This is a genomic window from Phaeobacter piscinae (assembly GCF_002407245.1).
GTDB classification, from domain to species: domain Bacteria; phylum Pseudomonadota; class Alphaproteobacteria; order Rhodobacterales; family Rhodobacteraceae; genus Phaeobacter; species Phaeobacter piscinae.
In genome coordinates this window covers 1368560-1382526 of sequence record NZ_CP010681.1, presented here as the reverse complement: position 1 = coordinate 1382526, position 13967 = coordinate 1368560, and the positions used below count along the sequence as shown (strand labels likewise).

The following is a 13967-nucleotide window of genomic DNA, read 5'->3' as shown; positions in this document are numbered from 1 at the left end:
CTTGGTCTAGATGTTATGGCGGAGAGACAGGGATTCGAACCCTGGAGACGGTCTCCCGCCTACACACTTTCCAGGCGTGCGCCTTCGACCACTCGGCCACCTCTCCGTTGGGCGGACTTTTGACGGATCGCGGGGGCAATTGCAAGAGCGAAAACAGCAAAAAATTCACTCTTGCCCAAACTTATTTTCGCGCCCCGCTCAACCCCCCAGATGCAGGTAGACCCGGCGGTTCTGTTTTCCCTTTTTTTCAACCTTTCCAAGGCGGATAGGGCCAATCTCGGCGGTGCTGCGCACATGGGTGCCACCGCAGGGTTGCAGGTCAATCTGCTCATCAGCGCTGCCAATCCGCACCAGACGGATACGGCCAGTGCCACGAGGCGGCGCCACCGACATGGTTTTCACCAATTCGGGGTTTGCATCCAGCTCATCCTCAGTGATCCAGCGCTCACTGACCGTCAGATCGCGGGCGATCAGCGTGTTGAGCGCATCCTCCAGCGCCTGCTTGTCCTCAGGCGCCTCCGGCATGTTGAAATCAAGCCGGCCCTTCTCGGCGCCGATGGAGCCACCGGAGACCGGCAGCGGGACCACCACCGACAGCAGATGCAGCGCAGTGTGGACGCGCATATGGCCAAAGCGGCGGTCCCAATCGAGGGTCTGCACCACCTCCTGGCCGACAGCTGGCAGAGGCTGCCCCTCGGCGGGGATCAGGACACTGCGGCCCGCCTCCCCCTTTACCGTGTTGATAATGGGCAGGTCATGTTCCCCTGCCCCATCGGACCAGCTGAGGCGGCCGGTATCGCCCGGTTGCCCGCCCCCAGTCGCGTAGAAGACGGACTGGTTCAGAACCAGCCCGCCTTCTGTTGTGTGTTCGGTTACGTGTGCCGGGGCCTCTTGTGTATAGGCGTCGGTCAGGAACAATTGTTCGGTCATCGATCGGCGTCTCCGTCTTCGCTGCCTTCCCCGTCGTCGCCGCTGGACAGATCGTCAAGATCAGGACGATCCGGGCGTTTCTTGGCCGGGGATGGGGGTGGATTTGAGGCTGCTACCGACGCCTCAGGGGCCGCGATACCCTGAGCGGCCTCGGTTGCGGCGGTGGCAAGCGCATCGGGATTGCGGATCCAGATATCGCGCTGGGCAAAGGGGATCTCAATCTCGGCCTCTTCAAAGCGGCGTGCGATGTCGTAGTTCATGTCGGATTTCACCGACAAGACCCAGTTCACATCCCGCAGAATGGCGCGGATCTCAAAGTTGAGACTGTCGGCGCCAAAGCCCTGGAACACCACCGAGGGCGCCGGATTCATCAGCACCATCGGGTGATCCTTAGCCACCTCCATCAGAATCGCCTCCACCTTGCGCGGATCGGTGCCGTAGCTCACACCAACGGGCACAATCACCCGGCCCACGGTATTGCCGCGGGTGTAGTTGGTGACGGTGCCGGTGATCAGGTCCGAGTTCGGCACGATCACATCAGTGCGGTCGAAGGTTTCAATCCGGGTGGAGCGCACCGAGATGTCGCGCACATAGCCCATCAGGCCACCGACCTCGATCCAGTCGCCTTTGGAGACTGGGCGTTCGACCAGCAGGATGATGCCAGAGACAAAGTTCGATACGATGGTTTGCAGGCCAAAACCGATACCCACAGACAGCGCACCAGCCACAATGGCGAGGGAGGACAGATCAAGCCCCGCCATCGAAATCGCCACCAGAGCTGCGAGAAAGATCCCGACATAGCCCATACCGGAGGCAATGGCGTTCTGACCGCCGATATCAATGCGGGTTTTCGGCAGCAGCGCATTGCGCAAGCTGCCCTGCACCAGTCGGGTCAGGCCGTAGCCAACGGCAAAAATCGTCACGAAGGTGAGGAACGCCGTGGGTGAAATCCGGGTGTCCCCGATCTGAAAACCTTCGAGGAAGTTCGACCAAAGCTCGGTCAGATCCGCCACCCGCGCGCCCCAGATCAACGCCAGCAACGGCAGCGCCAGAAGCGCCAGCGCAAAGCCGATCAGCGCGGCAAAGAGTGAGTCGCGTGCCGCTGTGCCCTTGCCGCTGACAAATCCATAGAGATCACCGAGAAAGCGGTGCAGCACAAACAGCCCGGCCAGCACGGCGAGCGTCAGCATTGATGGATAGATCAATGCCTCAGCGGCGTTAAGATAGCCAATTGCTGCCAGAACGGGACCGGCGAAACCAAGCAAGTAAATGCTGCGCCGCAGCACAGCGATAATCCGGTTGGCGCCCGCGGCAATCGCGCCCTCCTCGCTGTCTTCATCATCCTGTGCCTGACGCTGTTTGGCTCCGATCCGGTGTAGCCGCAGTAAGATCAGTGCGGCGCAGGTGATCAGCGGGAAAGCGTAGACGGCGGCGCTGCTTTCGGGGATGTTCTGGATTCTCACAATCGTGTCGAATGCATCCTGAAGCACCAGGATCACCGCCATCATGTCGATCAGAAAGCGGGTCTCAGCCTGATTGTTTTCCTGAACCGGCAGCAGATCGTTTTCAATCTGATTGGCGTAGAGCTGCTCACCCAGCCAATGGAAGGACAGAATAATGAACGCCCAGGCTGGAACGGAATCCAGAATGATACTGCCGCGCACGCCAAGGATGCCCGAAAGATCAATCGCCGCTGCCAGAAAAATCACACCAATAAGCGGCAGCAGCACCTGAAGGAGCGAGACGACGAAGGTCCAAACCCCGGTCCCACGCGCACCGTAGCGGCGCAGATAATCGCCAGCCCGATGGGCCCATGAACGTCCGCGCGTGATCAGAAGCAGACCGATGAACAACACCGCAAGCAGCCCGACCAGATCACCGCTGATGCGTTCACTGGTGGTGTCATTGCGCAGCTGCGACAGGGTTTCATTGCCCACCCCACGGCTGGCATGGAGCATATCCCGCAAAGCTCCGGGCCAATGTTCGGGGTTGAGCGGCGAGGTGCCGCGTTCAAACAGACGTTTGGTCAGGCGCTCGCGGACGATCTTGTCGATCTCGTTGATGAGGCCATCGGCGCGGCTGTAAGCTTCCTCGGCGACGATACGCGGAACCTTGAGCTGATTGAGCTGCTGGGTCAGCGAGGCACGCAGATCTGCAATATCTTCGGGCTCTTCCTCCCCCTCGCCGGGAGCGGGACCTAGGGCATCGAGCTGGCCCTGTAGCGTTTGAATGCGCTCGCCATTTTCACCACGCTTGACCTGGAAAGTCTGCCGAAAATCCGCCAGCTCGCTGCGCAGCTGTTCCAGTGCAAGATTGGAGGCGCGGCTGGCGTCAATGACGGTCTCGGCCCGGTTGGCGGTGCGCAGCCAGTCCTCATAGTAGGATTTGGCACGCGCATCGAGCTGGGCCAGAGCGGGAAAGGCCAGGCTGATCAGCAGAACCAGCCCGGCCAGACATTTCACAATACCACGCATGACGGGGATCATACGTCCTCAAACACGCCGGGGATAGAGGCCGGGGTGTGGGTCATCCAATCGGGAACCGGCAGGTCCTTTTCACGCAGGAAGTCGGGATTGAACAGCTTCGACTGGTAGCGCGTGCCATAGTCGCACAGCACGGTAACAATGGTTTTGCCCGGACCCATGTCCTTGGCCATGCGCACGGCGCCAGCGATATTGATCGCCGAAGACCCGCCCAGAACCAGCCCTTCATCATGCAAGAGGTCAAAGACATACGGCAGCGCGTCGCGGTCTTCGATCTGGTAGCAGAAATCGGGTTTGAACCCTTCGAGGTTCTTGGTGATGCGGACCTGACCGATGCCTTCGGCAATTGAGCCGCCTTCGGTCGCGATCTCGCCGGTGGTGTAATAGGAATAAAGCGCGGCGCCCATCGGGTCCGCGAGACCGATCTTCACGCCCTTGGGCTGCAGCGCATCGGCGACACCGGCCAGCGTGCCGCCGGAGCCAACGGCGCAGACAAAGCCATCAACCTTGCCCTCGGTCTGGTCCCAGATCTCCGGTGCGGTTGTCTCAACATGGGCCTGACGGTTGGCCACATTGTCGAACTGATTGGCCCAGATTGCGCCATTGGGTTCGGTCTTGGCCAGTTCCTTGGCCAGACGTTCCGAGTACCGCACAAAGTTGTTGGGGTTGCGATAGGGCGCTGCGGGCACCTGCACCAGCTGAGCGCCGGCCAGCCGCAACATGTCCTTTTTCTCTTCGGACTGGGTTTCGGGGATGACGATCACCGTTTTGAACCCCATCGAGGCGCCAACCAGCGCCAGACCGATCCCGGTGTTGCCGGCGGTGCCTTCGACGATGGTGCCGCCCGGTTTCAGATCCCCGCGGGCAATCGCATCCTTGATGATATAAAGTGCCGCGCGGTCCTTGACCGACTGGCCGGGGTTCATGAACTCGGCCTTCCCCAGAATCTCACATCCGGTTTCATCGCTGACGCGGTTCAGGCGGATCAGAGGCGTGTGGCCGATCGCGTCGGCCAAGTCATGTGCAATGCGCATGGTATCCCTTTCGATCATTCCCGTTGAGGTGTAGCCAAGGCATTGGACAACCACAAGCCGAGATGCAGATCACATGCCCGGTTGCCCGCCGCCTTGTCAGGGTTCGCCGCGGCGCAGCCGGTCACGATGACGTGACAGCCAGAGTGCGGCGGTGACCAGTGGCATGTCCTGATAGCTGTGATCATCAACACCGCGCATCAGGTCATCATAGGGGATGATCTGGCTGCGGATATCCTCATTCTCGCTCTCCAGCCCGCCGCCGCCTGCGATGTTCTCAAAGTCGCAAACGCCTACAAAGATGTGCAAAAACTCGCCCGACGCGCCGCTGGACGGATAGACCCGTGTCACGGTTTCCAGCTGGTCGATGGTCAGGCCGGCCTCCTCCATCGCCTCGCGGTGGGCCGCCTGTTCGGGCGTCTCGCCGGGATCAATAAGCCCAGCCACCGGTTCCCACATCCACGGGCGCCGGTTGCCTGCGATATAGGTGGCCGCGCGAAACTGTTCGATCAGCAGCACCGCATCGCGGCGCGGATCATAAGGCAGCACCACCGCCGCCTGACCCACCAAGGCCGCGCCCCGGTTCACCACCGGGCTGAGGCTGCCATCGTAGCGGCGGAATTGCAGGTCCATCTCCTCCATGGCGAAGAAATTCACATAAGCGCGCTTATGCTCATGCACGACGACATCGCGGGCCAGATCGTGATCGGGATCCTCGGCCCGGTTCTGCGCCGCCAACCAAGCGGCGGCGCGAATACGGATCGGGCGAAAACGGGCTGCAACCTCAGCCGGGCTCAGTCGGCCACGGTAGGCCATGACCTCCTCTGCGGCGCGCAGGGACAAGGCGCCCCAGTCGGCCTGCCATGCGGCCAGATCCCAGGGCGCGCCGGTCTGCCAGAGGCCCGGATCGGGGAAATAGACATCCGCCGGGGCGCTGCCACCTGCGTCCAGCTCCACCGTGACGCGGCGCAGCGTATAGTCGAACCCGCCTTCGTAGAAATTCAGCGCGTCGATATCGTCCTGCGTGAGGCCCTGCAGCAAGAGCCCCGGGGCGCGGTGTCCGGCGCGGGCCTCAATCGCGGGAAAGGGCTGATCCACCACCGCAAAGGCGCCGTGGTCCGGCAGATGCGCCGACACGGCATCCAGCGCGGCACCGGACCGCCCCAGCACCAGTTCAAGCAGCGGCAGATGGCGCAGGGTGCCATAGACAAAAAGATCAACCACGGTCTGTATCCTATTGGAAATATGTCGTTTCAGCGCCAGCGTCTTGCGGCGTTCTCGGTCACCAGGCCAGAGAAGATGCCGCCAATCACCAGCGCCAGCAACACATGTGGCACCGCCATCACAAAAAAGAAATCCAATCCGATGACAAAAATTGCCGAAAGCGCCTCAAACGGGCCGTCGTAGCGATTGCGCATGGCGAGGCGGAACATCTCCCACGCGCCCTGAAAGAACAGCCCCCAGAGCACCAGAAGCGCGGCACCGGTCAGCCCGTTATTGATGGCATTGACCACCCCGCGCCCCACATGGCGCCCCACCCAGACCCAGCCAATCAGCACGCCAAGCGCGGCATTGAAGGGCACGAAATAGCCAAAATCCGTGCCCTCTGGCATCAGCGGCATGATCAGGAAGGAGACGGCGATGGCGACAAGAGCCATGCTAAGGGCGGCAATCAATCGGGCGGCGGTGGGCATATTCGGGGCTTTCGGTCAGCGGTGGGCAAGCGTGATCTGGGTGACATCGCAGGTCTCAGCCTTGAACGCGGCCGCGCAGGAGGTGAGGTAGAAATTCCACATTTTCCTGAAGCGATCATCAAATCCCATGGCAGCAATCTCGTCCCAGCGGTTGTTGAATGTGGCGTGCCAGCGCCGCAACGTCTGATCGTAGCTATCACCGAATTCGAGCGATTTCATGACCTGCAGCCCGGCAAGTTCCACCTGTTGGCGCAGGATCTTTGGCGCGGGCAGCATCCCGCCCGGGAAAATATGTTTCTGAATGAAATCGACGCCGCGTTTATAAACGGTCCAGCGCCGGTCCGCGACGGTGATGATCTGCAAGGTCGCCTGCCCGCCCGGGCGCAACCGGTCGTGGATCATCTGGAAATAGGCGGGCCAGTATTTTTCGCCCACCGCCTCAAACATCTCGATGGAAGCGATACCGTCAAAGGTGCCCTCGCAGTCGCGGTAGTCCTGCATCCTGAGTTCGACCTGATCGGAAAGTCCAGCCTTTTCAATGCGCTGACGGGCGTATTTCAACTGTTCTTCGCTGATGGTGAGGCCAGTGACACGCAAGCCCCGTTCGCGGGCGGCATATTCGGCAAAGCCGCCCCAGCCGCAGCCAACCTCCAGCACATGGTCGCCGGGCTTCACCCCCATCTGATCCACCATGGAGGCGTATTTGGCTGTTTGCGCGGTCTCCAGACTTTCCTGTCCGGTTTTGAACAGGGCACTGGAATAGGTCATCGTGTCGTCCAGCCACAGCCCGTAGAAGGCGTTACCAAGGTCATAGTGGTAGGAGATATTCGCCTTGGCCTGGGCGCGGTGATTGCGTTGCAGCCAGAAGCGGAACTGCTCATAGGCGCGGATCAGCCCGCGTCCCGGGAAGCCGTCGTAAACAGTTTCCGACCCGAGATGGATCAGATCCATGAAGGCTTGCAAATCCGATGTGCTCCACCAGCCGTCCAGATAGGCATCGGAAAACCCCAGATCGCCCTCGCGGATCAGCCGGGCAAAGCAGTCCGGATTGTGGATGCGCAGATCGGCCACCGGGCCGGGCCGTTGGCCACTGACGCGAAACACCCGCCCGTCCGGCAGGTCAATGTCCAGCTGCCCCACCTCCAGCGCGTGCAGTTGGTCAAAAATCGCTGCGAAGTAGCGCGGCAGATTGGCCTGTCCGTCGGTCGTTGTGAGCGCCATTCTGTCCTCCCCAAGACGAGCCCACCCAAAAGGCTAGGCCAAATCAGGCGCTTCTGGCAAGGGATCTGTCAGTCGTCAGGCAGTTCCCGCTGGCCGTAGACCTCCAGCGCGCGGGCGCGGCCCTCCTTCAGGTCAAGGAACGGCTCAGCGCGTTTGTCCTTTGGCGACAGCTGCCAGGACAGGGGTGTGGCGCGGTAGAAATCCAGCGCGGTCTGCGGCGGATTGGCCTGCCCTTCGGCGATCCAGGCGGACTGGTAGCGGCCTTTGGCGTCGAATTTCTCCAGCTGGCCATCGGGGTTGAAAATCCGAAAGAACGGCGAGGCATCAGGGCCGGAGCCTGCCACCCATTGCCAACCCATGGCGTTGGAGGCCGGGTCCCAGTCCACCAGACACTCCTCAAACCACTGCTGGCCAATGCGCCAATGGGTGAGCATATGTTTGGTCAGAAAGCTGGCCACGATCATCCGGGCGCGGTTGTGCATCTTGCCGGTCACGTAAAGCTCTCGCATGGCGGCATCGACGAAATTATACCCTGTCTGGCCGCGCCGCCAGGCGTCGACCTTGTCATCGTCACGCTCCGACCAGTTGAAATGCTCCCATTCCGGGCGCCAGTTGCGAGTCAGAATATGGGGGGTGTGGAACATCAGGTGATAGGCAAATTCGCGCCAGACGATTTCCTTGAGGAAATGCTCAGCGCCGGATTTGCCGGCCCGGCGCGCCTCCAGCCCGTGATGCCACATGCGGCGCGGACTGATCTCCCCCCAAGCGAGGTTCTCAGACAGACCCGAGGTGGCATCCATTGCGGGAAAATCGCGGTCCTGTTTGTAGTCGGCGACGCGGCTGTCGAGGAACTCTGCCAGCCGCTCCTGCGCTGCATCTTCGCCGACGCGGCAGTATTGCGCCACCACATCTGCGCCCCGCCGCATCGCGGCAGCCATCTGCCAGCTGTCCAGATCATCTGAGGCCGGCCAATGCGCCGGCGCCGGGATCCGTGAGGGGGCGGCGATCAGCCCGTCAACGTCGCGGTCGCGCACCGCCTTCCAATAGGGCGAATAGACCCGGTACATGCCGCCGGTTTTGGTCTCGACCGTCCAGGGCTCAAACAGCAGATGGCCGCCAAAGGATTTCGCCGCAATTCCCTGCCCCTTCAGCTGATCCTTGATGTCGGTGTCGCGGGCGATGGCCTGCGGGTCATAGGCGCGGGTCCAGTGAACTGCGCCCGCACCGGTGTCCGTGATCAGCTGCGTCAGCACCTCCTGTGCTGACCCGCGGCGCAGGATCAGCCGCGCGCCGCGCCGCTCCAGCTCCTTGGCCAGATGCGCCAGCCCCAGCCCCAACCGGAACCTTGGCGCGGCGCCCAGGTCCTCATCCAGCGCATCAAGGATAAAGACAGGGATAACCGGAACATCCGCAGCGACAGCCGCCGCCAGCGCCGGGTTATCGGCAAGACGCAGGTCGCGCCGCACCCACCAGATGATCGGGGCGTTGCTCGGTTTGTCGTCGGTCATGAAGGGCCTGTCCTTTGGATCTCGTCACTTGCTCAAGACGCGATCTAGGGCCTCCATCAGCTGTGTCATCTCCTTTTTCGAGGTGTAATGCGTAAAACTGAGCCGCAGCACCCCATCGCTGGTCGACACGCCCATAGCATTGAGCGCGCGCAGGGCGTAGAAATCGCCGCCCCCCGCCATGATGCCGTGCTCTGCCAGTTCAGCCGCCACGGCCTCTGCCGGGCGGTCGAGCGCCAGCGCCACGGTGGGCGCGCGGGTGGCGGCATCAGACGGACCAATCAGGCGCAGGTCATTGCGATCCTTCACCATGTCCAGCAGCGGTTGCAGCAGCTCTACCTCATGGGCGCGCATCAGATCGTGGACAAAGGCGCCCTGCGCGGCGCCTTCGGTCAGCGGACCGCCGTGGTGATGGGCAAGGGTTGCAATATAATCGGCCATGCCGGCGCAGGCCGCGATCTGCGCATGATCTGGCCCCGCCGGGGTGAAGCGTTTGTAAAGCGTATCACCATTGAAGAAATGGCCCTGATTGGGCAGCAGCTCCCCAAGGGCGCGGCGGATCACCATCAGCCCCTGATGGGGCCCGTAGGTTTTATAGGCAGAAAACAGATAGATATCCGGCCCCAGCTCGCCAACATTTGGCAGACCATGGGGCGCATAAGAGACGCCATCGACACAGACAAAGGCGCCCGCCGCATGGGCCAGTGCGGTGATTTCGGTGACCGGGTTCAACTCCCCGACCACGTTGGAGCAATGGGGAAAACACACCAGACGGACCTTTTCATCCAGCAGGTTTTCAAGATCGCCCGGATCCAGATGGCCGGACTGCGGGTCGATCTGCCATTCGCGCACCTCAATCCCCGCATCAGCCAGACGGCGCCACGGACCACTGTTGGCCTCATGGTCCTGATTGGTGACGATGATCGCCTCCCCCGGGGACAGAAAGTCACGAAAGGCCTGCGCCAGCACATAGGTGTTCTGGGTGGTGGAGGGGCCAAAGCTCAGCTCATCACGATCCACCCCGAGAATGCCCGCCAGGCGGTGCCGCGCCTCATCCATCTCAGCGCCTGCCAGTGTCGAGGCCTCATAGGGCGCATAGGGCTGCACCTTGCGTTCAGTGTAAAACCGGGTGAGCCGGTTGATCACCGGCTGGCAGGTATAGGAGCCGCCGGCATTTTCAAAAAACGCCTGACCTTGCAAATTCGCTGCTGCAAATGCCGGAAACTGGCTGCGGACGAAATCGATATCGAGGGCCATGGTCTCTCCTTATGTCTGTCTCCGAAAGGAGTGCCGATGATGGTGCATGAGGTCAAGCGCCGATGGTGATGCCTGCCCGCAGCTGCCGTTGCTGCGCTGATGACATTTTTTGGCAACAGCGGCGGGTAGCAAAGGGCCACATCAGAAGGAAAGGACGCAGATGATGGCATATACTCCGAAGGATTTTCTGGTCTGGGGCGAGATCCCCGTGACCGATATGGACGCCGCGACCCGCTTTTATCAGCATGTGACAGGGGCTGAGTTGGAGCTGGTCACCGATGGGCCAAACCCGATGCTGCTGTTTCGCCCGAAAGACCCGGCCACCGGTGTCGCGCTGAGCATCTACCCTGGCACCCCTGCCCCCGATGGGATCGGTCCCACCCTGCATCTGGCGGCCGAGGGTGCGCTGGCCGACGTGATGACACGGGTGACGGATGCCGGAGGACAGGTGGTGTCGGAAGCGATCCCGCTGCCGCGCGGGCATTTCTTCTACGCCAAAGATCCGGATGGTAATTCCGTCGGCTTTTTTGAGGCAACGGGCTAGGCGGGTAAAAACCGCAGTCCAGACAGTGCAAAACGCCCCGGAGGATCCCCGGGGCGTTTTCTGTCAGATGTGTGTGGCGAATGGGTCAGGTCGGAACGTCAGACCGGACAGCCATGCCTGTCAGCGCGGCTCGCTTTGCAGTCCGCGCAGGATTGCCCAGCACATCAGGAGCAGCACCACCGTGAACGGCAGGCCCGTTGAGATCACCATCGCCTGCAGGGCGACCAGACCGCCGCCAAGCAGCAGCACAATCGCAACGGCGCCTTCGAACACGCACCAGAACACCCGCTGCGGCATCGGCGCATCAACCTTGCCCCCCGCGGTGATCGTATCGATCACCAGCGAGCCGGAATCCGAGGAGGTGACAAAAAACACAATCACCAGCAGGATCCCGACAAAGGAGGTGATGGACGCCAGCGGCAGCTGATCCAACATCTTGAACAGCTTCAGTTCAAGCGCCGCATCCTGCGCACCGGTATAGCCATCCGCCACCACCTGATGGATCGCGGTGCCGCCAAAAACGCTCATCCACAAGACACAGACCAGGCTGGGGATCAGCAGCACGCAGATGATGAATTCCCGCACGGTGCGGCCCCGGCTGACGCGGGCGATGAACATGCCGACAAAAGGCGACCAGCTGATCCACCACGCCCAGTAAAAGGCGGTCCAGCCCTGGCTGTAGTTGGTATCCTCGCGCCCGAAGGGCATCGAGAGAGCAGGCAGATACTGCACATAGGCCATCAGACTGTCGAAGAAGCCGGTGATGATCAGCAGGGTTGGCCCGACCAGAAGCACGAAGATCAGCAGCAGGAAGGCCAGCCCCATGTTCAGCTCGCTCAGCACCTTCACGCCGCCATCAAGGCCACGCACCACCGACACCAGCGCCACCGCGGTGATGGCGGAGATCAGGATCACTTCGGTGGTGGAACCAACCGGCACGCCAAAGAGTTCGTTCAGCCCCGCGTTGGCCTGTGTCGCACCAAAGCCAAGGGAGGTTGCAAGACCAAAGAGCGTGGCAAAGACCGCAAGGATATCGATCACATGGCCCGTCCAGCCCCAGACCCGTTCGCCGAAAATCGGGTAGAAGGCCGAGCGGATGGTCAGCGGCAGCCCCTTGTTGAAGGAAAAGAGCGCCAGTGACAGCGCAACAATGGCGTAGATCGCCCAGGGGTGCAGGCCCCAGTGGTAGATCGTTGCCGCCATGCCAAGACGCACGGATTCCGCGCTGTCCCCTGCGGCCCCACCCAAGGGAGCCCAATCGGTGCGGGCGCCGTTCTCGCCCATGCTCACCCCGCCAAAGGAGGTGGAATAATGGCTCATCGGCTCACTGACGCCGTAGAACATCAGGCCAATGCCCATGCCGGCGGCGAACAACATCGCGAACCAGCCGGTATAGGTGTAATCGGGTGCCGCATCCGCGCCACCCAGGCGTACCTTGCCCCAGGGCGAGACGATGAGGAAAAAACAAAACAGCACGAAAATATTGCCCGCGCTGAGGAAAAACCAATCAAAGGAGCTGGTCACCGCCGGGCGCAGCCAGCCGAAGAAAGCGGCGGCCTGTTCGGGGAGCACCAGCGCGTAGAAGACAAACAGCATGATGCTGATGCCGGAGACCATGAACACGGGGTTGTGGATGTCAAATCCGATCGGCCCCACCGATCCCTCTAAATTGTCCTGTCCAATTTCATATTCGGTGTCGATGACGGCGGCCTCACCGTCGGGGGCGGGTATGCCCTGATTGGCCGTTTCATCTGTCATGGGTGTCCCTGCTTTGTCTTATGTGAACGTCCAGTGTCTCAACTGCTCATCGGCTGCGCGGGTTCCCGCCGATCGTGAAAAAATCGCAGGAACGCTCAGACGATGTGCGCGCGGTTCGCTCTGCCTGACCGGTCAGAGCCTATGCCAGAAGAGAGGGTCGCGCGCTGGCACGCAGCGGCGGCGCGGTCGGGTGCAGAGGCCGAGCATAGCAGAAAACCGCGTGATTGTCGCGCCTTATGCGCGCACCATCAGGATGGGCTGGCAACCCGATGTGAAAAAACGCGCAGCCGTACTGCGCGTTTCTCTGCCCTATCGCCAGAGTGTTGCGCAAAATGTGGGCCGGGTGTGGGCCGGAGTGTGGGCCGGAGTGTGGGCCGGGGTTTGGGCGGGTAACGCCTGCCCGCGTCAGCCGTTCACATCCACGACCACGCGCCCTTTCACCTGCCCTTGCAGAATATCGGCGCCAAGCTTTGGCAGGTCCGACAGGGTGGCGGGCTGAACCATCGCCTCCAGCTTCTCCATCGGCAGGTCGGTGGCGACCCGCTGCCAGGCCCGCAGCCGATTGTCATAGGGTTGCATCACGCTGTCGATGCCCAGCAGGTTCACACCGCGCAACAGGAACGGGATCACGGTGGCAGGCAGCCCTGCCCCGCCAGCCAGCCCGACCGCCGCAACAGAACCGCCATATTTCATCTGGCCCAGCACACGCGCCAGCATTGCGCCGCCGACGGCATCAATACAGCCGGCCCAGTTTTCGCTCTCCAACGGGCGTTTGACGGTTTCGTTCAGCTCTTCGCGCGGCACAATCTGCGTGGCACCAAGGGCGGTCAGGTACTCCGCCGTCTCGGGGCGGCCGGTCACTGCGGCGACATCATAGCCGAGGTTGGCAAGGATCGCGGTGGCCACAGAGCCGACGCCGCCCGCGGCCCCGGTGACCAGCACCGGGCCACGGTCCGGTGTCAGCCCGTGATCCTCCAGCGCCATCACCGACAGCATCGCGGTAAAGCCTGCGGTGCCCACCGCCATCGCCTGCCGCGTGTCGATCCCCTCTGGCAGCGGCACCAGCCAATCGGCGCGCACGCGGGCCTTTTGCGAATACCCGCCCCAATGGGCCTCTCCCACGCGCCAGCCGGTCAGCACCACCTTGTCGCCGGGCTTGTAGCGGTCATCGTTTGAGGCCTCGACCGTGCCTGCAAAATCAATGCCCGGCACATGGGGGTATTTGCGCACCAGCCCGCCGCCCGGACCGATGCACAACCCGTCCTTGTAGTTTACTGTGGAATAGTCCACCGCCACCGTCACCTCTGCGTCGGGCAACTGATCCAGGCTGAGCGTTTCAACGGCGGCTGATGTTTTGCCGCTGTCTTCGTCCTTGTTCACGACCAAAGCTTTGAACATGATCTGTCCTCCTCTGACATTCATTGGCGCACCGGCACGCCTGGGTGCGTTGGCTGAGCGATCATGCCGACGGGCCTCTTTCTCCTCCACGACGGCGACTCAGCTCTTGCCAATCAAATGTCAGACTTTTAAATGTCTGACAAATG

The 13967-nt window shown here is 61.8% G+C and carries 11 protein-coding genes and 1 tRNA gene; 1 reads left to right on the top strand and 11 read right to left on the bottom strand.

The genetic code is table 11. The features are described 5' to 3' along the window. Positions 1-16: 16 nt before the first annotated feature. The 9 genes from phaeop14_RS06485 to phaeop14_RS06445 all read right to left on the bottom strand — a co-directional run bounded on the left by phaeop14_RS06485 (position 17) and on the right by phaeop14_RS06445 (position 10121). A tRNA-Ser gene (locus tag phaeop14_RS06485) sits at positions 17-106 on the bottom strand. A 92-nt stretch (positions 107-198) separates the two neighbouring features. Further along, positions 199-930 (bottom strand): alanyl-tRNA editing protein, encoded by a 732-nt coding sequence (locus phaeop14_RS06480; RefSeq protein WP_096789070.1) that lies wholly within the window; start codon positions 928-930, stop codon positions 199-201. Next, complete coding sequence (locus phaeop14_RS06475; protein ID WP_096789069.1) at positions 927-3416, bottom strand: DUF3772 domain-containing protein; 2490 nt, start codon at positions 3414-3416, stop codon at positions 927-929. Before phaeop14_RS06475 ends, phaeop14_RS06480 begins: the two co-directional genes overlap by 4 nt. Next, positions 3413-4447, bottom strand: coding sequence for a cysteine synthase A (locus tag phaeop14_RS06470; protein WP_096790246.1), 1035 nt, complete (start codon positions 4445-4447; stop codon positions 3413-3415). Before phaeop14_RS06470 ends, phaeop14_RS06475 begins: the two co-directional genes overlap by 4 nt. Positions 4448-4543: 96 nt before the next feature. Further along, a complete protein-coding gene (locus tag phaeop14_RS06465) occupies positions 4544-5668 on the bottom strand; it encodes an NUDIX domain-containing protein (RefSeq protein WP_096789068.1) in 1125 nt (374 codons plus the stop codon). Positions 5669-5697: 29 nt separating this feature from the next. Beyond that, on the bottom strand, positions 5698-6138 hold the full coding sequence (locus tag phaeop14_RS06460) for a TrgA family protein (protein ID WP_040178340.1): 441 nt from the start codon (positions 6136-6138) through the stop codon (positions 5698-5700). Positions 6139-6153: 15 nt separating this feature from the next. Then, entirely contained in the window at positions 6154-7359 is a 1206-nt protein-coding gene (locus tag phaeop14_RS06455) for an SAM-dependent methyltransferase (RefSeq protein WP_096789067.1), read from the bottom strand. Between the two features lie 68 nt (positions 7360-7427). Continuing rightward, positions 7428-8867 carry a cryptochrome/photolyase family protein gene (locus tag phaeop14_RS06450; protein ID WP_096789066.1) on the bottom strand — a complete coding sequence of 480 codons (1440 nt, stop codon included), beginning with the start codon at positions 8865-8867 and terminating at the stop codon, positions 7428-7430. A gap of 24 nt (positions 8868-8891) precedes the next feature. Further along, the gene (locus phaeop14_RS06445; protein WP_096789065.1) at positions 8892-10121 is read right to left on the bottom strand and encodes an aminotransferase class V-fold PLP-dependent enzyme; all 1230 of its coding nucleotides are present in this window, start codon (positions 10119-10121) and stop codon (positions 8892-8894) included. Between the two features lie 160 nt (positions 10122-10281). On the opposite strand from phaeop14_RS06445, the gene phaeop14_RS06440 reads away from it, so the two are divergent. Beyond that, positions 10282-10665 carry a VOC family protein gene (locus phaeop14_RS06440; RefSeq protein WP_338090138.1) on the top strand — a complete coding sequence of 128 codons (384 nt, stop codon included), beginning with the start codon at positions 10282-10284 and terminating at the stop codon, positions 10663-10665. Between the two features lie 120 nt (positions 10666-10785). Here phaeop14_RS06440 and phaeop14_RS06435 read toward each other — a convergent pair whose 3' ends face one another. After that, complete coding sequence (locus phaeop14_RS06435; RefSeq protein ID WP_040168876.1) at positions 10786-12423, bottom strand: BCCT family transporter; 1638 nt, start codon at positions 12421-12423, stop codon at positions 10786-10788. A gap of 405 nt (positions 12424-12828) precedes the next feature. Beyond that, entirely contained in the window at positions 12829-13821 is a 993-nt protein-coding gene (gene acuI / locus phaeop14_RS06430) for an acrylyl-CoA reductase (NADPH) (protein ID WP_040168874.1), read from the bottom strand. Positions 13822-13967: the final 146 nt, after the last annotated feature.